The sequence below is a fragment of the Pseudomonas sp. NBRC 111124 genome, from assembly GCF_001320245.1.
In the GTDB taxonomy this organism is placed as follows: Bacteria; Pseudomonadota; Gammaproteobacteria; order Pseudomonadales; family Pseudomonadaceae; genus Aquipseudomonas.
The window spans coordinates 1-21963 of record NZ_BCBA01000071.1; the positions used below are offsets into that span (position 1 = coordinate 1).

Annotated in this window: 24 protein-coding genes; 2 read left to right on the plus strand and 22 right to left on the minus strand. The window is 63.3% G+C overall.

What is annotated here, in order from left to right; all coding sequences use genetic code 11:
- Positions 1-64 precede the first annotated feature (64 nt).
- From APH28_RS24705 to APH28_RS28410, 12 genes are all read right to left on the minus strand, one after another.
- Entirely contained in the window at positions 65-847 is a 783-nt protein-coding gene (locus APH28_RS24705; RefSeq protein WP_060513093.1) for a TatD family hydrolase, read from the minus strand.
- A gap of 30 nt (positions 848-877) precedes the next feature.
- Positions 878-1864, minus strand: a complete 987-nt coding sequence (locus APH28_RS24710) for a DNA polymerase III subunit delta' (RefSeq protein ID WP_060513094.1) — start codon at positions 1862-1864, stop codon at positions 878-880.
- Positions 1857-2489 (minus strand): dTMP kinase, encoded by a 633-nt coding sequence (gene tmk, locus APH28_RS24715; protein ID WP_060513095.1) that lies wholly within the window; start codon positions 2487-2489, stop codon positions 1857-1859. Before tmk ends, APH28_RS24710 begins: the two co-directional genes overlap by 8 nt.
- Before the next feature lie 9 nt (positions 2490-2498).
- Positions 2499-3623, minus strand: a complete 1125-nt coding sequence (gene mltG, locus APH28_RS24720; protein WP_060513096.1) for an endolytic transglycosylase MltG — start codon at positions 3621-3623, stop codon at positions 2499-2501.
- A 4-nt stretch (positions 3624-3627) separates the two neighbouring features.
- Positions 3628-4443 carry an aminodeoxychorismate lyase gene (gene pabC, locus APH28_RS24725; protein ID WP_060513097.1) on the minus strand — a complete coding sequence of 272 codons (816 nt, stop codon included), beginning with the start codon at positions 4441-4443 and terminating at the stop codon, positions 3628-3630.
- Positions 4443-5687 (minus strand): beta-ketoacyl-ACP synthase II, encoded by a 1245-nt coding sequence (gene fabF, locus APH28_RS24730; protein WP_060513098.1) that lies wholly within the window; start codon positions 5685-5687, stop codon positions 4443-4445. Before fabF ends, pabC begins: the two co-directional genes overlap by 1 nt.
- 173 nt (positions 5688-5860) lie before the next feature.
- Entirely contained in the window at positions 5861-6097 is a 237-nt protein-coding gene (gene acpP / locus APH28_RS24735; RefSeq protein WP_060513099.1) for an acyl carrier protein, read from the minus strand.
- Positions 6098-6300: 203 nt separating this feature from the next.
- Positions 6301-7041: a 3-oxoacyl-ACP reductase FabG gene (fabG, locus tag APH28_RS24740; protein ID WP_060513100.1), complete on the minus strand. Its 741-nt coding sequence runs from the start codon at positions 7039-7041 to the stop codon at positions 6301-6303.
- 15 nt (positions 7042-7056) lie between these two features.
- Positions 7057-7995, minus strand: coding sequence for an ACP S-malonyltransferase (fabD, locus tag APH28_RS24745; protein ID WP_060513101.1), 939 nt, complete (start codon positions 7993-7995; stop codon positions 7057-7059).
- A 127-nt stretch (positions 7996-8122) separates the two neighbouring features.
- Positions 8123-9133 (minus strand): phosphate acyltransferase PlsX, encoded by a 1011-nt coding sequence (gene plsX, locus APH28_RS24750; RefSeq protein WP_082432389.1) that lies wholly within the window; start codon positions 9131-9133, stop codon positions 8123-8125.
- 3 nt (positions 9134-9136) lie between these two features.
- Positions 9137-9319, minus strand: a complete 183-nt coding sequence (rpmF, locus tag APH28_RS24755) for a 50S ribosomal protein L32 (RefSeq protein ID WP_010223221.1) — start codon at positions 9317-9319, stop codon at positions 9137-9139.
- A 13-nt stretch (positions 9320-9332) separates the two neighbouring features.
- Positions 9333-9860 carry a YceD family protein gene (locus APH28_RS28410; protein ID WP_082432390.1) on the minus strand — a complete coding sequence of 176 codons (528 nt, stop codon included), beginning with the start codon at positions 9858-9860 and terminating at the stop codon, positions 9333-9335.
- Between the two features lie 96 nt (positions 9861-9956).
- On the opposite strand from APH28_RS28410, the gene APH28_RS24765 reads away from it, so the two are divergent.
- A complete protein-coding gene (locus APH28_RS24765) occupies positions 9957-10535 on the plus strand; it encodes a nucleoside triphosphate pyrophosphatase (RefSeq protein WP_060513103.1) in 579 nt (192 codons plus the stop codon).
- Positions 10536-10573: 38 nt separating this feature from the next.
- Here the strand turns inward: APH28_RS24765 and APH28_RS24770 are convergent, their stop codons facing one another.
- From APH28_RS24770 to rluC, 3 genes are read right to left on the minus strand one after another with little or no spacing between them, the layout of a single operon-like run.
- On the minus strand, positions 10574-11608 hold the full coding sequence (locus APH28_RS24770) for a S49 family peptidase (RefSeq protein ID WP_060513104.1): 1035 nt from the start codon (positions 11606-11608) through the stop codon (positions 10574-10576).
- A 2-nt stretch (positions 11609-11610) separates the two neighbouring features.
- Positions 11611-12291 (minus strand): HAD family hydrolase, encoded by a 681-nt coding sequence (locus tag APH28_RS24775; protein ID WP_060513105.1) that lies wholly within the window; start codon positions 12289-12291, stop codon positions 11611-11613.
- On the minus strand, positions 12281-13237 hold the full coding sequence (rluC, locus tag APH28_RS24780; protein ID WP_060513106.1) for a 23S rRNA pseudouridine(955/2504/2580) synthase RluC: 957 nt from the start codon (positions 13235-13237) through the stop codon (positions 12281-12283). Before rluC ends, APH28_RS24775 begins: the two co-directional genes overlap by 11 nt.
- Positions 13238-14038: 801 nt before the next feature.
- Between rluC and rne the strand changes: the two genes are divergently transcribed.
- Positions 14039-17317 (plus strand): ribonuclease E, encoded by a 3279-nt coding sequence (gene rne, locus APH28_RS24785; protein ID WP_060513107.1) that lies wholly within the window; start codon positions 14039-14041, stop codon positions 17315-17317.
- An 82-nt stretch (positions 17318-17399) separates the two neighbouring features.
- Here rne and murB read toward each other — a convergent pair whose 3' ends face one another.
- From murB to APH28_RS24820, 7 genes are read right to left on the minus strand one after another with little or no spacing between them, the layout of a single operon-like run.
- The gene (murB, locus tag APH28_RS24790; protein WP_060513108.1) at positions 17400-18419 is read right to left on the minus strand and encodes a UDP-N-acetylmuramate dehydrogenase; all 1020 of its coding nucleotides are present in this window, start codon (positions 18417-18419) and stop codon (positions 17400-17402) included.
- Positions 18416-18880 carry a low molecular weight protein-tyrosine-phosphatase gene (locus APH28_RS24795; RefSeq protein ID WP_060513109.1) on the minus strand — a complete coding sequence of 155 codons (465 nt, stop codon included), beginning with the start codon at positions 18878-18880 and terminating at the stop codon, positions 18416-18418. Before APH28_RS24795 ends, murB begins: the two co-directional genes overlap by 4 nt.
- A complete protein-coding gene (kdsB, locus tag APH28_RS24800; RefSeq protein ID WP_060513110.1) occupies positions 18880-19644 on the minus strand; it encodes a 3-deoxy-manno-octulosonate cytidylyltransferase in 765 nt (254 codons plus the stop codon). The genes APH28_RS24795 and kdsB overlap by 1 nt, the downstream gene beginning before the upstream one ends.
- A complete protein-coding gene (locus tag APH28_RS24805; RefSeq protein WP_003247142.1) occupies positions 19641-19826 on the minus strand; it encodes a Trm112 family protein in 186 nt (61 codons plus the stop codon). The genes kdsB and APH28_RS24805 overlap by 4 nt, the downstream gene beginning before the upstream one ends.
- A 42-nt stretch (positions 19827-19868) precedes the next feature.
- Positions 19869-20870: a tetraacyldisaccharide 4'-kinase gene (lpxK, locus tag APH28_RS24810; RefSeq protein ID WP_060513111.1), complete on the minus strand. Its 1002-nt coding sequence runs from the start codon at positions 20868-20870 to the stop codon at positions 19869-19871.
- Positions 20870-21304, minus strand: a complete 435-nt coding sequence (locus tag APH28_RS24815) for a biopolymer transporter ExbD (protein ID WP_060513112.1) — start codon at positions 21302-21304, stop codon at positions 20870-20872. Before APH28_RS24815 ends, lpxK begins: the two co-directional genes overlap by 1 nt.
- The gene (locus tag APH28_RS24820) at positions 21301-21936 is read right to left on the minus strand and encodes a MotA/TolQ/ExbB proton channel family protein (RefSeq protein WP_027596066.1); all 636 of its coding nucleotides are present in this window, start codon (positions 21934-21936) and stop codon (positions 21301-21303) included. The genes APH28_RS24815 and APH28_RS24820 overlap by 4 nt, the downstream gene beginning before the upstream one ends.
- Positions 21937-21963 lie beyond the last annotated feature (27 nt).

Consider the following 21963-nt stretch of genomic DNA (forward strand, 5'->3'; position numbering starts at 1 on the left):
TTTGCGTCGCCTGCACTACCGCGCACTTAGAAGCAAAAGCAAAGCAAAAGCGATTGGACTGGATTCAGGCCACCCGCGCCAGCGGGAACAGGCGCTTGAAGTTGCCGGTGGTCTGCTCGGCCAGCTGCGCGTAGCTGACCCCACGCAACGAAGCCACATACTCCGCCACCTCCCGCACATACTGCGGCAGGTTCGGCTTGCCACGATGCGGGATCGGTGCAAGGTAAGGTGAGTCGGTTTCCACCAGCAGGCGATCAACCGGTACCTGCCGCGCCACCTCGCGCAGGGCTTCGGCATTGCGGAAGGTGACGATGCCGGACAGCGAAATGTAATAGCCCAGGTCCAGTGCCGCCTTGGCCATGTCCCAGTCTTCGGTGAAGCAATGCAGCACGCCCGCCTGCGGCAGATTCGCTTCACGCAGCAACGCCAGGGTATCGGCCCGCGCCGCACGGGTATGCACGATCACCGGCTTGCCAGTCTGGCGCGAGGCCTCCAGGTGCAAGCGGAAGGACGCCTGCTGCAACTCGGCGGCTTCCGGCTCGTAGTGGTAGTCCAGGCCGGTTTCGCCAATCGCAACAACATGCGGGTGCGCCAGCTCGCGCAGTAACCACTCCAGCGCTGGCGTCTCGCCCGGCGCGAGATCCAGCGGATGCACGCCCACCGAGCAGTCGACATCGGCGTACTGCTCGCTCAGCGCCTTCACCGCCCCGGCGTTTTCGGCGCTGACGCCAATGCACAGGAAATGCCCGACCCCGCGCTCACGCGCCGCCTGCAGGGCGGCATCGAGGGAGCCCTGGTGGGCACTCAGGTCAAGACGGTCGAGGTGGCAATGGGAATCTACGAGCATGGCAGGCGGCACACATGAAAAGATGGAAAATCAGCGGGAACCCGGCAGCTGTACCCAATGGGCCAGCAAGGCTTCCAGCAGCAAGACGCGATTGAGGTTGGCTTTACCGAGCACCTTCTGGCGCTGTTCGAGAATCCATGCCTGGACCTCCAGCACCTTGCCCTGGCGGGCCTTCTGCGCAAGGTACTGCACCACCTTGCGCATGTCGGCCAGACCCAGGCCTTCTTCATCCTGCGTCAATTGGTAGCGCAAAATAAGATGCGACCAGTCGCAGAACCAGTCGAACAACAACAACAACGGCACACCGCTCCAGGCCTCGGCCAACTGGCTGGGCGATTGCTGCTGCTTGAGCAGCTTCTTGACCCCGTCAGTCACCAGCGCACGCTGCTCACGCACACCTTGTGCCTGCAGGCTCACGGCCATCAGCGGCGAACCGGCAGCTAAGGTCAGCAGTTCCTCACGCTCGGCCTCGTGGCTTTCGGGCAATGCCGTGGCCAACCAGGCTCGGCTTTGCGCCAAGCTCGGCTGTGGGCAGGCGACTTGCTGGCAGCGGCTCTTGATGGTCGGCAGCAGGCGGCTGGGCTGGTGGCTGACCAACAACAGCACGGTATCGCCCGCAGGCTCCTCAAGACTCTTGAGCAAGGCGTTGGACGCGTTGACGTTCATCGCCTCGACCGGCTCGATCAACACCACTTTACGCCCGCCCAGCTGTGCCGTCTGCACCACGAACGACACCAGTTCGCGCACTTGGTCGACCTTGATCGGCTTGTCGGCCTCTTCCGGCTCCAGCACGAAGTTGTCCGGGTGGCTACCGGCGTTGAGCAGTAGGCACGACTTGCATTGTCCGCAAGCCTCCATCCCCTGCGGCTGCTGGCACAGCAGGCGCGCCATCAGCCGTTCGGCCATAGCGCGCTTGCCGATGCCCTGCGGGCCATGCAGCAGATAGGCGTGGGCATGCCGGGCGCGCCCGGCCAGTTGCTGCCAGAGCGCCTGCTGCCAAGGGTAGGCCTCAGCCACGGCTACGCCCCACAATGGCCGGCAGCAGCCCATCGATGGAACGCTGCACGGCCTCAAGCGGCTGCGCGGCATCGAGCAGGCTGTAGCGCTGCGGTTCGCGCTGGGCGCGTTGCAGATAGGCTTGGCGCACGGCCTCGAAGAAGGCCTGGCCTTCCTGCTCGAAACGGTCCAGGCGACCGCGCGCGGCGGCGCGGGCCAGGCCGACTTCCACCGGCAAGTCGAAGACCAGGGTCAGGTCCGGGCGCAGATCACCCTGGACGAATTGCTCGAGGGTAGCGATGCGCTCCACGGACAGGCCGCGACCGCCACCCTGATAGGCATAGGTGGCATCTGTGAAGCGGTCGCACAGGACCACTGCACCACGAGCCAGCGCCGGGCGAATCACTTGGGCCAGGTGCTGGGCGCGGGCGGCGAATACCAGCAGAAGCTCGGTATCGGCCGCCATCACTTCGTCACTCGGTGCCAGCAACAGCTCGCGAACTTTCTCTGCCAGCGGGGTACCACCGGGCTCACGGGTCAGCACCACGTCCAGCCCCTGTTCGCGCAAGCGCGTGGCCAGGTAATCGCGGTTGGTGCTCTTGCCCGCACCTTCGGGGCCTTCCAGGGTAATAAACAAGCCGCTCACAGGCAGTCCTTAATGTTGTTCGTCAAGCGTCGGCGTATCAGCCGGTGCGGTTTCGCTGGCGGGGTCTTGCTCAGCAGGCTCGGCCGCGTCCGCAGGTGCACTTGGTGCCGGGCTGGACCGGTAGTCCGCGCGACGCTTGAGCTGAAATTCGCGCACCGCCGAGTTGTGATCGTCCAGGTCATCGGAGAACACGTGGCTGCCATCGCCTCGGGCGACGAAGTACAGGCTGGTGCCATCGGATGGATTGAGCGCGGCATGGATCGCCTCGCGCCCGACCATGGCGATCGGGGTCGGTGGCAGGCCGGTCATGGTGTAAGTGTTGTAAGGCGTCGGTTCGCGCAGGTCGGCGCGAGAAATCTTGCCGTTGTAGCGCTCACCCATGCCGTAGATCACCGTTGGGTCGGTCTGCAGCATCATGCCCAGGCGCAGGCGACGGACAAAGACGCCAGCGATCTGCCCACGCTCCTGGGGGATGCCGGTTTCCTTCTCCACCAGCGAGGCCATGATCAAGGCCTGGTACGGGTCACGGTAAGGCAGGTCGGTGGTACGCTCTGCCCACTCCTTGGCCAGCACCTCGTCCAGGCGCATGTACGCCTGCTGCAGCAACTCGACGTCGCTCATGCCGCGCACGAAACGGTAGGTGTCGGGGAAGAACCGGCCTTCGGGGAACACCCCGGTGTGGCCGAGCTTGTCCATCACTTCGGAGTCGGAAAGGCCTTCGAGCGTGTGCTTGATCTTTTCATGCTTTGCCACTGCCGAGCGCACTTGGCGGAAGGTCCAGCCCTCGACCAGGGTCAGGTTGTACTGCACCACATCGCCACGACGCCAGGCGTCGAACAGCTCTTCCACGGTCATGCCAGGGGTGAGGCGGTACTCGCCTGTGTGCAACTGCGTGCCAGCCATGTTGAAGCGCCAGTACAAGCGCAGCCAGACGGCGTCATCGAGCAGGCCGTCGGCCTGCATGCGATAGAACATGCGGTTGGGGTTGGTGCCACTGGGCACGTCGAGCAGGCGCTCTTCGGCCACATGCAGAGGCTGCTCCAGCACCGAGTTGATCTTCCAGGCCGACCAGCCCAAGGCCAGGCCGGCAAGGATCAAGCCCATTTCCAGCAGCAGCAGGAATTTGCGTCTCACGAATTCAGGTATCCAGTAACGTACGGGCGACGGCCTGCAGTTTACGGGTGAGCGGGCCCGGCGACCAGTTCAACGCGGCAATTCCACGCACGGGCCATACACCGTAGACACTGTTGCAGACGAACACTTCATCCGCCTGCTGCAGTTCGTCGAAGGCGATATCACGCACCTGTACCGGCATGCCCAGCCGTTGCGCCTGCTCCAGCAGGGCACCACGCATCACGCCAGCAACGCCGCAGCGACTGAGGTCAGCCGTGAGCAGCACGCCATCGAGCACCAGGAACAGATTGCTGTATACGCCTTCGACCACCCTGCCCTGGCCGTCACGCATCAGGCCTTCGGCATGTTCGCTGTCCTGCCACTCGGCACGGGCCAGCACCTGCTCCAGGCGATTGAGGTGTTTGAGACCGGCCAGCAACGGTTGTTCCCCAAGCCGGGTCTGGCAGGGGAACAGCCTTACGCCATGCTCGGCATGTTCGACAGGATAGCTGGGCAGCGGGCTGCCCTGGAGAATTCGCCGCGGTGCGACGCCGGCAACCGGCGCGTAGCCACGCTGGCTGTCGCCACGGGTGAGAACCAGCTTGGCGACACCATCGCCCAGCTGACTGGCGAAGCGCAGGATTTCATCGCGCACCAGCGCCAGGTCGGCGCCGATCGCCAGGCGCTGACAGCCCAGCGCCAGGCGGGCCAGATGGCCGTCCAGCAAACTGGGCCGACCACCGCGCACGGCGATGGTCTCGAACACACCATCGCCGTAGGCCAGGCCGCGGTTCTGCACATTGATTGCAGTCGCGGGCTGGCCGTCGATCCAGCTGTGCATCAATCGGCGAACCGGCGGAACACCAGCGAACCGTTGGTACCGCCAAAGCCGAACGAGTTGGACAACACCACGTCGATCGGCATGCTGCGCGCTTGGTGCGGCACGAAGTCGAGGTCGCAGCCATCGTCCGGCTCGTCGAGATTGATGGTCGGCGGCGCCATCTGGCTGTTGATTGCCAGCACGCTGAAGATCGCCTCTACCGCACCGGCAGCGCCGAGCAGGTGACCGGTCATCGACTTGGTCGAGCTCACAGCCAGCTTGTAGGCATGCTCACCGAACACACGCTTGATCGCCGCGACTTCGGCGATGTCACCCGCCGGGGTCGAGGTGCCGTGGGCATTGATGTAGCTGACCTCCTCAGGCTGGATGCCAGCATCACGCAGGGCGTTGGCCATGCAGCGGGCAGCGCCTTCACCGCTGTCGGGTGGCGACGTCATGTGGTAGGCGTCACCGCTCATGCCGAAACCGACCAGCTCGGCATAGATGGTGGCACCGCGGGCCTTGGCGTGCTCAAGCTCTTCGAGCACCAGGGCACCGGCACCGTCAGACAGCACGAAACCATCACGGCCTTTGTCCCACGGACGGCTGGCACGGGTTGGCTCATCGTTGCGGGTCGACAGCGCACGGGACGCACCGAAGCCGCCCATACCCAGGCCACAGGCAGCCATCTCGGCGCCACCGGCGATCATCACGTCGGCTTCACCGTAGGCGATGTTGCGCGCGGCCATGCCGATACAGTGGGTGCCGGTGGTGCAAGCGGTGGCAATGGCGAAGTTCGGCCCCTGCAGCCCCAGGTGGATCGACAGGAAACCGGAGATCATGTTGATGATCGAACCCGGTACGAAGAACGGCGAAATACGGCGCGGGCCCTGCTCGTGCAAGGTCCGGCTGGTTTCTTCGATGTTGGTCAGGCCGCCGATACCCGAGCCCATGGCCACGCCAATGCGCTCGCGGTTGGCGTCGGTGACCTCCAGGCCGGCGTTACGCACCGCCTGAAAACCGGCCGCCAAGCCGTACTGAATGAACAGGTCGAGTTTGCGGGCCTCTTTGGCCGACAGGTACTGCTCAACCTCGAAGCCTTTCACCGAGCCGCCAAAACGGGTGGAGTAGGCAGACAGGTCCGTGTGTTCGATCGGACCAATGCCACTGCGGCCAGCCAGAATGCCCTGCCAGGTGCTCGGTACATCGGTACCCAGAGGCGACAGCATACCCATACCGGTGACCACGACGCGTCTACGCGACACAGTACTCTCCTTTTCTAATCACAGAGTTTCTTGCCATTGCATTCAAGCAATGGAATGAAATGGCAACAAGCTCTCGTAGCAAGCGAAACGACGCCGCTGGCTCGCAAAGAAAAAACCGCACGCCAGTAATGGCAGTGCGGTTCTTCTCGACAAGAAGCGTCGACTACAACGTCTTAAGCCTGGTGGTTCTTGACGTAGTCGATTGCAGCTTGAACGGTAGTGATCTTCTCGGCTTCTTCGTCAGGGATTTCGGTCTCGAATTCCTCTTCCAGAGCCATCACCAGCTCAACGGTGTCAAGCGAATCGGCACCCAGGTCATCGACGAAGGACTTCTCAACGGTCACTTCCTCTTCCTTGACGCCCAGTTGCTCGGCGACGATTTTCTTGACGCGTTCTTCGATGGTGCTCATACCTAGTTTTCACTCCTAATGGACATATGTCAGGCAGCTGGCCGGTGACCAATTTTATAGAAAGGCGTTCACTTTTCAAGTTAAACGCATCTTCCCATCAGTCACCCAACCCTCTGTCCGGAATCTGGTTGCAGCTTTATAACGGATTTTAGGCTCGCAGTATGACTCTTTTTTGAAGCAATCCGTCACATTGCGTTGCAGTTTTACATGTACATCCCGCCGTTGACCGGCACGGTGGCGCCGGTAACGTAGCCAGCGCCGTCCGACGCCAGGAACGAAACCACCTTGGCGATTTCGTCAGCCTGGCCCAGGCGGCCCAGCGGAATCTGGGTCTGCAGGGCTTCGCGCTGCGCTTCTGGCAACTCGCGGGTCATGTCGGTGTCGATGAAGCCCGGGGTCACTGAATTGACGGTGATGCCACGCGAACCTACTTCACGCGCCAGGGCGCGACTGAAGCCTTCGAGGCCGGCCTTGGCCGCCGCGTAGTTGGCCTGACCGGCGTTGCCCATGGCACCGACGACCGAACCGATGCTGATGATACGGCCCCAGCGAGCCTTGGTCATGCCACGCAGCACGCCCTTGGACAGACGGTAGAGGCTGTTCAGGTTGGTGTCGATCACGTCGAACCACTCGTCATCCTTCATGCGCAGCATGAGGTTGTCGCGGGTGATACCGGCGTTGTTGACCAGAATGGCCGGCGCCCCGAACTGCTCGCCGATGGCGCCCAGCACGGCTTCCACGGACTCGGCGCTGGTAACGTTCAGCTCCATGCCGGTACCGGCGATGCCGTGTTCTTTCAGGGTGGCGGCGATGCGCTCGGCACCGGACGCCGACGTAGCGGTACCGATCACGGTCGCGCCCTGGCGGCCCAGCTCGAGGGCGATGGCCTGGCCAATACCGCGGCTGGCGCCGGTGACCAGTGCAACTTTACCTTGCAGGCTCATGCAAGCTTCTCCAAATCAGGCTAGCGCCGCGCGGGTGGCGGCGACAGCGTCAGGGGTATTGAGGTTGTAGGTGGTCACGCCGTCGGCGCAACGCTTGTTCAGGCCAGCCAGCACCTTGCCCGGGCCGCACTCGACCAAGTTGACCGCACCGTTGGCGGCCAGGGTCTGCACGCATTCAACCCAGCGTACCGGCTGGTACAGCTGCGCCAGCAGGTCTTGCTTCAGCGTATCGAGGTCGGCGGGGATGGCGGCAGTGACGTTCTGCACTACCGGAATCTGCGGAGCCTTCCATTCAATGGCGTTGACGAACTCGGCAAAGCGCTCGGCAGCCGGCTTCATCAGGGCGCAGTGCGACGGTACGCTGACCGGCAGCGGCAGAGCGCGCTTGGCACCCTTGGCCTTGCACAGCTCCATCGCACGTTCTACGGCAGCCTTGTTACCGGCGATAACGACCTGGCCTGGCGAGTTGAAGTTGACTGCGCTGACTACTTGATCTTCGGCAGCCTCGGCACAAATGGCGATGACATCAGCATCATCCAGGCCGAGGATCGCAGCCATGGCGCCATGACCGGCCGGCACGGCTTCCTGCATCAGCTGGCCACGACGCTCGACCAGGCGCACGGCGTCTTTCAGCGACAGCGCACCGGCAGCGACCAGGGCGCTGTACTCACCCAGGCTATGGCCGGAAACGAAGGCCGGCTGTGCGCCGCCCTCTTCCAGCCACAGACGCCACAGCGCGATGGAAGCGGTAAGGATCGCCGGCTGAGTCTTGTCGGTCTGGTTGAGTTGTTCTTCCGGACCTTCCTGAACCAGCTTCCACAGGTCATAGCCCAGAGCCTCGGAAGCCTCCTTGAAGGTCTCGATGACCACCGGCTTTTCAGCGCCGAGTTCGGCGAGCATGCCCAGCGACTGGGAACCTTGACCGGGGAAGACGAATGCGAGGGATGCAGACATTGAACAAGCCCTTATGATCTTGTCGTCGAATGGGGAGCGCCCAGCCCTAGGCTAGACGCAGAATATGAAAACTTGGATGGAAACGCAGACCAAGCGGTCACATTTAAGCATTTCATCGGCGAAATGCCTAAGGCAACAAATCTTCGAGGCGGCCATGCAACCGCTGCGGCAGGTTTTCCTGGATCTCGATCAGCGCTCGCTGAATCGCGCTCTGGAACCCCTGCACACCCGCCGAGCCGTGGCTCTTGATGACGATGCCCTGCAGGCCGAGAAAGCTGGCCCCATTGTGCCGCGCCGGTGCCAGGTCGGCCTGCAGGCGTTTGAGCAGCGGCATCGCCACAGCCCCGGCCAGCCGCGACAACGCGCCACCCTTGAAAAGCTTTTCGATACGCTCGCCGATCATGGTCGCCAGGCCTTCGCTGGACTTGAGCAGGATGTTGCCAACGAAACCGTCACACACCACCACATCCGCCTCGCCGCGGTACAGGCCGTCACCTTCGACGAAGCCGACATAATTGAGGCCACGGGCGTTCTGCAGCAACGTGGCCGCCAGTTTGACCTGCTGGTTGCCCTTGATGTCCTCGGTACCGATGTTCAACAGCGCCACGCGCGGCCGATGAACACCCAAGGCCTGGGCAGCCACAGAGCCCATGACGGCGAACTGGTAGAGGTTTTCGGCACTGCAATCGACGTTGGCGCCAAGATCAAGCAGCTGGCAGTAGCCCGCCTGGGTCGGGATCGCCGCAACCATGGCCGGCCGATCGATACCCGGCAGGGTCTTGAGCACGAAACGCGACAGCGCCATCAGCGCCCCGGTATTGCCGGCACTGACGCAGGCCTGGGCCTTGCCGTCCCGCACCAGTTCGAGGGCGATACGCATCGACGAGTCCGGCTTGCCACGCAACGCCTGGGATGGCCGCTCGTCCATACCGATCACCTCATTGGCGGCGACAATCTGCAGGCGCGCGCGATCCGCAGCCGCAAGGCCGCTGACAAGATCTTCAAGGAGGGAGGGTTGACCGACGAGGGTCAGGTGCAGCGAGGGGGTAGCCGAAAGGCAGGCAATGCTAGCCTGGACAATGCTGCGGGGACCGAAGTCCCCGCCCATTGCGTCGATCGCGATGATCTGAGCGGACAAGGATTACTCGTCAGCGCCCTTGTCGATCACTTTACGACCACGGTATACGCCTTCTGGCGACACGTGGTGACGCAGGTGCACTTCACCGGTGGTCTTTTCTACCGACAGCGCGTTTTCCGACAGGGCGTCGTGCGAACGGCGCATGTCACGGGCAGAGCGGGATTTTTTGTTCTGCTGAACAGCCATAATTGATTAACTCCTAAACGTTTGGGTCACGCTTTAACTGCGCCAAAACACTGAACGGGTTGGACCGCGATACCTCGTCCTTGCTCGATTCGGGCTCGTCTGCGCCCGCCGGCTGCTGGCAATCTTCCGGATGATGAGCAGGCACGATGGGCAAGGCGAGCAGCAGCTCCTCCTCGACCAAGGCCTGCAGATCCAATGGATCTTCGCCCAGTTCCAGCACGTCATAGCCTTTCGGCAACGACTGGGTATTCGCACCCTCCTTTACCACAGCGTAAGTACATTCGCTGTGGATCGGCAGGGTGACCAGCTCAAGACAACGCTGGCAAACCATTTTGACTTCGACGTCCAGCTCGCTGTGGATAACCACCACGTGCTGCTCATCTCGTTCAAAATCGAACTTCGCCTGCACCGTACCGACATTGTCGGAAAGCGGGTCGCAGAGTCTTTCCAAATCAGCGAGTTGCAGCGTACCAGTGATGGATACGCCTCGGTCGGCTAATTTGCGCGGGTCAACGTGAGGTGGAATCGGGTCATTCAACATAGGCGCAGCATTCTAGGGATGCCCCCCGCCTCTGTCAAAGGAAATTCAGCGGCATCTCGCATGTTAGAATCAGGTTCAACTGACCAGGAGTCTATCATGCTGCCTCTGTTGCTGGCTTCCAGCTCTGCCTACCGGCGCGAACTGCTCGCACGCCTGCGCCTGCCTTTCACCTGGGCAAGCCCCGATCTAGACGAGCGGCGCCTGGCTGACGAGCCCGCCGTGGAACTGGTAAGGCGCCTGGCCCAGCAAAAAGCCGAGGCACTTGCCGGCAGCCACCCGCAGCACCTGATCATCGGCTCCGACCAGGTAGCAGTGCTCGGCGAGCAGATCCTTGGCAAGCCACACACCTTCGAGCGCGCCTGCGAACAATTACTGGAAGCCAGCGGCCAGCAAGTGACCTTCCTGACCGGGCTAGCGCTACTCAATACAGCTACCGGGCTATGCCAGGTCGATTGCGTGCCATTTACGGTCACGATGCGCGAACTGGACCGGGAGCGCGTGGAGCGGTATGTGGCGGCGGAACAGCCACTGGATTGCGCAGGCAGCTTCAAGGCGGAGGGATTGGGCGTGAGCCTGTTTCAGAGCACCCATGGGTGCGACGCGACCAGCCTGATCGGGCTGCCGTTGATTCGGCTGGTAGATATGCTGACTCGGGAAGGCGTAGTAATACCTTGAGATTTTTGGGGGCGCTTTGCGCCCCAGGCAATCTCGAATCAGCGCAACTGCGGCCCCTGGAACCCCATCCACATGGCCAGATGCTCAGCCACGCTCGCACCAATACGCTTGGAGAAGCGATCGAACGGCGACTCCTGCACGGTGTAATCGACCAGATCCTTCTCACCGACAATTTCACGCGCCACATAGCTGGCACTGCCCAGCCCATCCACCAGCCCCAGCGCCTTGGCCTGCTCACCCGACCAGACCAGGCCGCTGAACAGCTCCGGATGCTCCTTGTCCTTCAGGCGCTCTCCTCGCCCCTGCTTGACCATGGCAATGAACTGCTGATGAGTGGTATTCAGCACACCCTGCCAGAACGCGCGCTCGTCAGGCTTTTCTGGCGAGAAGGGATCAAGGAAGGCCTTGTGCTCACCGGCGGTGTAGGTACGGCGCTCGACGCCCAGCTTCTCCATTGAACCCACGAAGCCGTAACCGGCCGCCGTCACGCCAATGGACCCGACCAGGCTAGCCTTGTCGGCATAGATCTCATCCGCCGCACTGGCAATGTAGTAGGCACCCGAGGCGCCCAGATCAGTGATGACCGCATACAGCTTGATATCCGGGTGCTCGCCCCGCAGACGACGGATCTCGTCATACACGTAGCCCGCCTGCACAGGGCTGCCACCCGGGCTGTTGATGCGCATGACCACCGCTTTGGTCTTGGGGTCTTTGAACGCATCGCGCAGGCTCTTGACCAGATTATCGGCGCTGGCGGCCTCCTGATCGGCGATCACCCCGCGCACCTCGATCAGGGCCGTGTGATTGCCACTGCGCGTGGCCGCCTTGTCCATGTCCATCAGGGGCGTGAACAACACAAAAATGCCGAACAGGTAGACGAAGGTCAGCAGCTTGAAGAAGATCCCCCAACGACGGGCCCGACGCTGCTCCTGAACCCCGGCCAGCAGGGTCTTTTCCAGTAGCTTCCAGCTTTTCTGCTCGACACGAACCTCTTCGTTATGCGCTTCACGCGCTTCACGAGCGAGGCGCTCCTCTTCGGTCTCGTTAACCGGCGCTTTCCACTCGTCAGCCATGCTCACCTACCTTGGAATTGGACTTGCCTGGAACCGGCCAGCCACTCGCGCAGCTGGGAAAAATGATCGATGCACACCTGCGGACCAAACTCGGCCAGCGCCTGCAGCGACATGGCGCCATAGCCCACTGCCACCGAGTGCATGCCAGCGTTGCTGGCCATCTGCAGGTCGAATGCCGAATCTCCGACCATCAGCGCCCGCGCGGGTTCGACGCGGCAATGCCCGAGGATTTCTTCGAGCATCAACGGGTGCGGCTTGCCTCGGGTTTCGTCGGCGGCACGGGTGATGTCGAAGAACTGCTCCCAGCCATTGGCCTTGAGCACGCGATCCAGCCCGCGGCGCGCCTTGCCGGTCGCCACCGCCAGGCGGTAGCCCTCGGCACGGAAGGCATCCAGCGACTCGACCACACCCTCGAACAGCGGCGAAGGCTGCTGATCCAGGGCCATATAGATGTCGGCGTAATGCTGGCGGAAGGTTTCGACCTGCAGCGGGTCAAGGTGTGGATACAGCGTCGAGATGGCTTCACCCAGCGCCAGGCCGATGATGCCCTTGACGGCATCCTCGGGGCTGGGCGCCTCGCCGGCACGTTCGGCCGCAGCATTCATTGCTTCGACGATCCGGCCAATGGAGTCGGCCAGGGTGCCATCCCAATCGAAAATCAGTAGCTCATAGTCACGACGCACTGAGTCGCTCCACGGTTTTCGCCCAGACTTCATCCACAGGCGCCTCAAGCTTGAGTTCGCCACCATCCGGCAGCGGCACGGTCAGGGCATAGGCATGCAGGAACAGACGCTTGCCCCCTAGCTCGCGAATCTCCCGGCTGAAATCTTCGTCACCGTACTTGGTATCACCGGCGATCATGTGCCCGGCATGCAGGGTATGCACACGAATCTGGTGAGTGCGGCCGGTGATCGGGCGCGCCTCGACAATGGTGGCAAACTCGCCGAAGCGGCGCAGCACGCGGAACAGGGTCAGCGCCTCCTTGCCTTCGTCGTTGACTTCGACCATGCGCTCGCCGGAGCGCAGGTTGCTCTTGAGCAGCGGCGCATTGACTTGCTTCTTGGCGGTCGGCCAGTGACCACGCACCAGCGCCATGTAGCGCTTGTCGACACCATCACCGCGCAAGGCGGCGTGCAGGTGGCGCAGCATGCTGCGCTTCTTGGCGATCATCAGCAGGCCTGACGTGTCGCGGTCCAGGCGGTGCACCAGCTCCAGCTCCTTGGCATCCGGCCGTAGCTGGCGCAGCGCCTCGATCACACCAAAGCTCAGGCCACTGCCACCATGCACGGCGATGCCGGCCGGCTTGTTCATCACGATCAGCGCCTTGTCTTCGTAGACGATGGCCGCCTCCAGGCGCTGCAGCAGCCCTTGGGCCACGGGAGCCGGCGCGTCACGCTCAGGCAAACGGACAGGCGGCACGCGCACGATATCGCCGGCCTGGATCTTGTACTCGGGTTTGACCCGGCCCTTGTTGACCCGCACCTCACCCTTGCGCAGGATGCGGTAGACCAAGGTCTTGGGCACGCCCTTGAGCGCTGTAATGAGGAAATTATCGATGCGTTGGCCGGCAAGTTCCGGCGCGACTTCGATCAGCTGAACGCCGGAAGTCGGGGGGGTATTGGTCGTCATGGCGGGAATCATAACAATTATTTATGGAATTGAAGCACTTAATCATTACTGCTATAGTCGCGAACGCCGCCAAAAGCGGCAGGCCAGTGAAACCAGGCCCTGGGCCGGTTCCTGACCTACGCAGTTCTCCAGGACGCGAGGCCGTCCTACGGGGTTTTCGCCAGTTTACCGAATTGCCTGGAATCGCCACCAGCGCTGTGTAGAGAAGACCGAAAAAAAACGACAAGTGTGGTTTTTCACCTGCTTCCCGATTCTTTTCGCTGCACCTCTGCCCGCCCCCGTCGCTTCCACGCAACGCAAGGCGAATGCTTCGGAAATACCTGCCTTGGATATGTAATGGCGTCAGCTTCCCGTTCGAAGCTGGCGAAAAATGCAACCCGTTGCGGATTCAGCGCGCGGCAGCACCCGAATTATCAGGGATACGTGCAGGGTGGAGATGCACAGCCCTCGGACCGTGTAGCACCGCGTCCGGCCACCGGCCCACTGAATGGCCGGCGAGCGGATAAGGTCCTGAACAGATGCCTCCGGGCGTCCACGGCTGACGGTTGATTCCTCCTCCTGACTGAGTGCACGAGGCCCGCTTGGTTGATTCGGATACCCATTCGAAGCCACCGGGGCCTGGTAGGCACCGCAGCAAACAGGACGCGTCGTCGCGACAACGGCAGGCTGGGCAACCGGCTGGTGCCGAACGTTGCTCGACACGGGGGTGGCCCGGCCACCCTTTGCGCACCTTGGCACCGACCATGAGAAGTCGTGTGTGCCGAACGCCGTTTCCGGCAGCCCGGAAACCGACGGTACAACATGAAAAGAATGCTGATTAACGCAACTCAACCCGAAGAGTTGCGTGTAGCCCTGGTGGACGGCCAACGTCTGTACGACCTGGACATCGAGTCCGGCGCGCGCGAGCAGAAAAAGGCCAACATCTACAAAGGCAAGATCACCCGGATCGAGCCCAGCCTCGAAGCCGCCTTCGTCGACTTCGGCTCCGAACGTCACGGCTTCCTGCCGCTGAAGGAAATCTCCCGCGAATACTTCAAGAAGTCCCCTGAAGGCCGGGTCAACATCAAGGAAGTCCTGAGCGAAGGCCAGGAAGTCATCGTCCAGGTCGAGAAGGAAGAGCGCGGCAACAAAGGCGCTGCCCTGACCACCTTCATCAGCCTGGCTGGCCGCTACCTGGTGCTGATGCCCAACAACCCGCGTGCCGGTGGTATCTCGCGCCGCATCGAAGGCGAAGAGCGCAACGAACTGCGTGAAGCCCTGAACGGCCTGACCGTGCCGGGTGACATGGGCCTGATCGTGCGCACTGCAGGCCTGGGCCGCAGCAGCGAAGAAATGCAGTGGGACCTCGACTACCTGCTGCAGCTGTGGACCGCCATCAAGGAAGCGTCCCAGGACCGCGTTGCGCCTTTCCTGATCTACCAGGAAAGCAACGTCATCATCCGCGCCATCCGTGACTACCTGCGCCAGGACATCGGCGAAGTGCTGATCGACAGCATCGATGCCCAGGAAGAAGCCCTGACCTTCATCCGCCAGGTGATGCCGCAGTACGCCAGCAAGGTCAAGCTGTACGAAGACAGCGTACCGCTGTTCAACCGCTTCCAGATCGAAAGCCAGATCGAGACCGCCTTCCAGCGCGTCGTCGACCTGCCGTCCGGCGGCTCGATCGTGATCGACCCGACCGAGGCCCTGGTCTCCATCGACATCAACTCGGCGCGCGCCACCAAGGGCAGCGACATCGAGGAAACCGCCCTGCAGACCAACCTGGAAGCGGCCGAGGAAATCGCCCGCCAGCTGCGCCTGCGTGACATCGGCGGCCTGATCGTCATCGACTTCATCGACATGACCCCGGCGAAGAACCAGCGCGCTGTAGAAGAGCGCGTGCGTGAATGCCTGGAAGCCGACCGCGCCCGCGTACAGGTTGGCCGCATCTCGCGCTTCGGCCTGCTGGAAATGTCCCGTCAGCGCCTGCGCCCTTCGCTCGGCGAAAGCAGCGGCATCGTCTGCCCACGCTGCTCCGGCACCGGCATCATCCGTGATGTCGAATCGCTGTCGCTGGCCATCCTGCGCCTGATCGAAGAAGAAGCCCTGAAAGACCGCACTGCCGAGGTACGCGCCCAGGTGCCAATCCCGGTTGCAGCCTTCTTGCTCAACGAGAAGCGCAACTCGATCACCAAGATCGAACTGCGCACGCGCGCGCGCATCATCATTCTGCCGAACGACCACCTGGAAACCCCGCACTTCGAAGTCCAGCGCCTGCGCGACGACAACCCGGAAGTGCTGAACAACCAGTCCAGCTACGAAATCGCCGCCTCCGAAACCGAAGAAGCGCCGCAGCCGACCGCCACTCGCACCCTGGTTCGCCAGGAAGCCGCAGTGAAGACCGCCCCGGCCCGCGCCAACGCCCCGGTACCAAGCGCCGCCGAAGAGCAGCCGCAACCTGCCGCACCGGTCGCCCCGGCGCCGAGCGCACCTGAGCCAAGCCTGTTCAAGGGCCTGGTGAAGTCGCTGGTCAGTCTGTTCGCCGGCAAGGAAGAACCTGCCGCCGCACCGGTCGTCGCCGCCGCCGAGAAGCCGGCTGCCGAGCGCAGCGCGCGCAACGAGGAGCGCCGCAACGGCCGCCAGCAGAGCCGCAACCGCAACGGCCGCCGCGATGAAGAACGCAAGCCGCGCGAAGAGCGTGCCGAGCGCGCCCCGCGCGAAGAGCGTCAACCACGCGAAGATCGCGCACCTCGTGAGGAGCGTGCGCCACGTGAAGAACGCGCACCTCGCGAAGAGCGCGCTCCACGTGAAGAGCGTGCACCGCGCCAGCCACGCGAAGACCGCCGCGGCAACCGTGGTGAAGAACGCGTACGTGAACTGCGTGAGCCACTGGATGCCACCCCACCTGTCGAACGCGAAGAGCGCCAGCCACGTGAAGAACGCGTAGCCCGTGAAGAGCGTGCTCCACGTGAAGAGCGTGCTCCTCGCGAAGAACGCGCCCCACGTGAAGAACGTGCACCTCGCGAAGAGCGTGCACCTCGCGAAGAACGCGCCCCACGTGAAGAACGCGCACCTCGCGAGGAACGTGCTCCGCGTGAAGAACGCGCACCTCGCGAAGAGCGTCAGCCTCGCCCACCGCGCGAAGAGCGTCAGCCACGTCCAGCCGAACACGCTACTGAACAGGCTGCCGAGCTCGCCGAAGAGCAACTGCCGAACGAAGAGCTGCTGCAGGACGAGCAGGAAGGCAACGATGACGAGCGTCCGCGTCGTCGCTCCCGTGGCCAGCGTCGCCGCAGCAACCGTCGCGAGCGTCAGCGCAATGCCAATGGCGAGCTGATCGAAGGTGACGAAGAAGGCAGCGAAAAGCAGCCGCAGCAGCACCAGGCCACCGAGCTGGGCGCCGAACTGGCTGCCGGCCTGGCCGTCACTGCCGCCGTCGCCAGCAGCCACATCAGCGCCAATGCCGAAGCTGAAGCCAACCAGCAGGCCGAACGCGCCAGCGCCGAAGCCGTCACCACTGAAAACAGCGAAGTCGCCCAGCCGACCGAACAGGTTGAAGTGGTCGCTCAAGCCGAAGAAGCTGTCATCGCCCCAGTGGTCGAACAGCCTGTCAGCGAACCGGTCGCCGCGGTCGAAGCCAGCATCGAGCCAGTGGTCGAAGTTGCACCGCAGCCAGTGGTTGAAGAGGCCCCTGCCGTCGCGCCGGTCGTGATTGCCGAAGCCCCGGTCGAGGCACCTGCTGTCGAAGCCGAAGCGGTCCAAGCCCCAGTGGTCGAGGGCGGTGAAGCCGAGAAGGCTCAGGTTGTTGCTGAAGAAGCACCGGTTGCCGAGCAGCCAGTCGCTATCGTCGAAGCCCAGCCAGAAGTGGCGGTAGAACCTGTCGCTGCCGAAGCTGCCCCGTCTGTTGTCGAGCCAGCCTCGGTAGAAGCTCCGGCAACCGTCGAAGCCGCTACTGTCATGCTGCCAAACGGCCGTGCGCCGAACGACCCTCGCGAAGTGCGTCGCCGCAAGCGTGAAGCCGAGGCCGCTGCCAAGGCTGCCCAGGAAGCTGCCGAGCCCGTGCTGGAAACCGCCGATGAGCACAAGCCTCATCACGGTTGATAGCCAAGGCTGAATGAAAAAGCCCCGCCAGTGCAAACTGGCGGGGCTTTTTCTTGGCTATCTGTATTGCCAGTACCGGCAATCAGTAGAGGTTGGGCTCCATCTCCAGCTCAACCCCGAACCGCTCCAGGATATCTGCCTGGATCCGCTGCGCCAGGGCATGTACCTGCGCCCCGCTCGCCTGGCCATAATTGACCAGCACCAACGACTGCAACCGATGCACACCCGCATCGCCTTCACGATAACCTTTCCAGCCCGCCTGTTCGATCAGCCAGCCCGCTGCCAGCTTCACCTGGCCGTCAGCCTGGGGATAAGCGACCACCCCCGGACACTGGGCACGGATGCGCTCCACCACTTCAGCCGCCACCACCGGGTTCTTGAAGAAGCTCCCGGCATTGCCCAGCTCGGCCGGGTCCGGCAATTTCTCGCGACGAATGCTGCAAATGGCATCACTGATCGCCTGCGCGGTCGGTTGCTCGACGCCCTGCTCTGCCAGCCGCTGGCGCACCGGACCGTAGTCCAGATGTGCCTGCAGTGCATGGCTCAGCACAAAACGTACACGCAAGATCAACCAGCGGCCCGGGTCGCGCTTGAACAGGCTGTCGCGGTAGCCGAACGCGCACTCCTCAAGACTGAAATCGCGCAGCTCTCCGGTTTCCCGGTCCAGCGCGGTCAACCCGGCGAACACATCCTTGATCTCGACACCATAGGCACCGACGTTCTGCATCGGCGCAGCGCCCACCGTGCCGGGGATCAGGCTAAGGTTTTCCAGGCCGCAATAGCCTTGCGTTAACGACCATTGCACGAATGGGTGCCAGGGTTCGCCAGCTTCTGCCTCGACCACCACCCGCTCGCCGTTGTCGCTCAGCACGCGCCGACCACGACTGGCCATGTGCAACACCACTGCATTGATATCGCGGGTCAGCAGCAGGTTGCTGCCACCGCCGATCACCTGCACCGCCAACCCACGCTGGCGCGCCTGGGCCAATGCCTCGCGCACTTCGTCATCGCTGTGCGCCTGAGTGAAATAGCGGGCTTTCACATCAAGGCCGAAGGTGTTGTAGGGCTTCAGCGAAACCTGCTCCTGCCAAACCGCTGTCATAGCCGCCCCTTGATTTCCACGACCAGCTCGCGGCACGCAGCCTCGATCAGGTCGAGCACCTGCTCGAAGCCCTCGGCGCCGCCATAGTATGGGTCTGGTACCTCGTCCAGGGCCGCGCCGTAGCGGCGCAGGAACAGGTCGAGTTCGCCTGCGGCATTGTGCGGGCGCATGGCACGCAGGTGGCCGAGGTTGCTCTCATCCATGGCCAGGATCAGGTCGTACTCGGCAAAATGCGCTGGCTTGACCTGCTGGGCACGCTGGCGCGACAAATCGTAACCACGCGTCAGCGCAGCCCTGCAGGTGCGGCTGTCCGGGGCCTTGCCGACATGCCAGTCGCCGGTACCGGCAGATGCCACATGCACCTGCTCAGCCAGGCCGGCCGCCTGTAACTGATGGCGCAGCACGCCTTCGGCGGTGGGCGAGCGACAGATGTTACCGAGGCAAACGAACAGGACGCGCATCAGGCCTCCAGCAAGCGCCGTACGCGCTCCAGGTCTTCAGGGGTATCGACGCCCACCGCGGGCGCCTCGATGGCGTCCTCGACGTGAATACGCACGCCATGCCACAGCGCACGCAGTTGCTCCAGAGCCTCGGTCTGTTCAAGCCAGCACGGGCCCCAGCTGACGAAGTCCTGCAGGAAGCCGACGCGGTAGGCGTACATGCCGATGTGACGGCGATACGGCACGCCCTCCGGCAGCACGTTACGGTCCTTGGCAAAGGCATCGCGGGCCCACGGCAGCGGTGCACGGCTGAAGCTCAGGGCCAGGCCGTTCTTGTCGCTGACCACCTTGACCGCATTGGGGTTGAACACGGTTTGCGGCTCATGGATCGGCTCGGCCAAGGTGGCGATGCCGGCTTGCGAATGGGCAGCCAGGTTGGCCGCCACCTGGTCGATGATCACCGGCGGGATCAGCGGCTCGTCGCCCTGCACGTTGACCACGATGGCATCGGCCGGCAGGCCCAGGTGCGCGGCCACTTCGGCCAGGCGGTCGGTGCCCGACTCATGGTCGGCGCGGGTCATCAGCACTTCGGCACCGAAGGCCTGGCAGGCTTCGAAGATGCTGGTGTCATCGGTGGCGATGACCACCCGGTTGGCACCGCTCTTGCGCGCCTGCTCCCAGACATGCTGGACCATCGGCTTGCCAGCTATCGGCAGCAATGGCTTGCCCGGCAGGCGCGTGGAGCGCAGCCGGGCAGGAATGACCACGGTGAAGTTCACACTCATTTGTCCAGACGCTCATCGTCGGTCAGGGTACGCGCCTCGCTTTCCAGCATCACCGGGATACCGTCGCGAATCGGGTAGGCAAGGCCCGCGCCCTTGCTGATCAGCTCGGTCTTGTCGGCGCTGAGCTTGAGCGGGCCTTTGGTGATCGGGCAGGCCAGGATATCGAGCAGTTTGGTGTCCATGGAAGCGTCCTTGAGGCCAGAAGGCCGAAAAGTGAATGGGGCTCAGGGCTTGCGCAGCAAGCGTTGCAGCTGGCTGTCGAACCAGGCGCTGAAGGCCGCCGTGGGCTGCGCCTCGACCGCCAGGTACCACCAGTCGTCGGCGGCGAAGGCCCGGCATTTCACCGCATCCTTCTCGGTCATGACCAACGGTAGCGCGGGGCTGAAAACCAGGCTTTCAGCACTGAACTGCGCATGGTCGGCAAAGGGATGCGGCACCGGCTGCCAGTTTAGCCCCAGCAGGGTATTGAAGAAACGTTGCGGGTTGCCGATACCGGCCACCGCATGCAGGCGTTGGCCTGCAGGGAAAAAGTCGAGTTCGCGGCGTTCACCACTGCGCAGATTGACCAGCGCAGACGGCTGCAGGCGGAAGCCAAAACCGTCCGCACGGTCGCTATCGGCACCGTTGAACAGCACGGCATCGGCCTCTTGCAGGCGCTCGCGGGGCTCGCGCAGCGGGCCTGCGGGCAGGCAGCGGCCATTGCCCAGGCCGCGGGCGGCATCGATCAGCACCAGTTCGAGGTCACGAGCCAGGCGGTAGTGCTGCATGCCGTCGTCGCACAGGATCAGGTCCAGCGGCTCGCCGGCCAGCAGCGCCTGCACGGCAGCGGCGCGATCAGGGTCGATCATCAGCGGCACACCGGTGCGCTGGACGATCAGCAAAGGTTCGTCACCGGCCTGTTCGGCTGGCTGGCTGGCGTTTACCCGCCAGGGATAGTGTGGCGGCTTGGCGCCATAGCCACGGCTGACCACACCGACCTTCAGGTGCTGGCGGCGGCAATGCTCGATCAGCCAGAGGATCATCGGCGTCTTGCCGGTGCCGCCAACCGTGATGTTACCCACTACGATCACCGGTACCGGCGCCCGGTAGCTGGCACTTTCACCACTGAGAAAACGCGCACGCTTGCGCGTCACCACGCGCCGGTACAGCGCTTCGAGCGGGCGCAGCAGCGCCAGGGCCGGATGCCCGGCGTACCAGGCAGCGAGCAAGCGGTCGGCGAGCGCCATCAAGGTGTCCCCTGGGCAGCCTCGACGGTGGTCATGCGCAGGTGGCTGAAACCGAGCTTGCCGGCAGCATCCATTGCGGTGATCACGGCCTGGTGCGGGGTCTTGCCGTCGGCGCTGATGGCCAGCGGCAACTTGTTGTCACCGCCAGACTCCCGCTCGATGGCCTCGGCCAGGGTCGCCAGGTCGCTCTTGGGCAGCAGGTGGTTGTTCACCGAGTACACGCCTTCTGCGCTGATGGTCACTTCCACCAGTTTGCCCTGATCGGCCGGCGCCTGCTCGGCGCTGGCGGCTTCGGGCAGCTCGACACGCAACTGGGTTTCGCGGGTGAACGTGGTGGTGACCACGAAGAACAGCAGCAGCACGAACACCACATCGATCAGCGATGCGAGGTTGATGTCGACGTTCTCTCGCTGGCGATTGCGCCGGAACTTCACGCCTTGCCTCCGGCCACTTCCACTTCGCGGTCGCCCTGGATCACTTCCACCAGCTTGATCGCCTCCTGCTCCATACCCACCACCAACTCATCGATGCGGCGCAGCAGGAAGCGGTGGAAGAACACTGCCGGGATACCGATCATCAGGCCGGCAGCAGTGGTGACCAGGGCCTTGGAGATACCACCGGCGAGCACGGCCGCGTTGGCAGTCATCTGCGAGCCCATGAAGGCGCTGAAGATGTCGATCATGCCCAGCACGGTGCCCAGCAGGCCGAGCAGCGGGGCCATGGCAGCGATGGTGCCGAGGGTGCTGATATAGCGTTCGAGTTCGTGGATGACGCGCGAGGCGGCTTCCTCGATGCACTCTTTCATGATCTCGCGGCCATGGCGCGAGTTGGCCAGGCCCGCTGCGAGAATTTCGCCCAGCGGCGAGTCAGCGCGCAGGGCCTTGAGCTTGTCACTGGTGAGTTGCTTGTCCTTGATCCACATCCACACCTGGCCCAGCAGGTGCGGCGGGGTCACGCGGCTGGCGCGCAGGGTCCACAGGCGCTCGACGACGATAGCCATGGCAACGATGGAGCTCAGAATGATCGGCAGCATCATCCAACCACCGGACTTGACCAATTCCCACACAGTAAACGCCCCTCTGGAAAAAGGCCG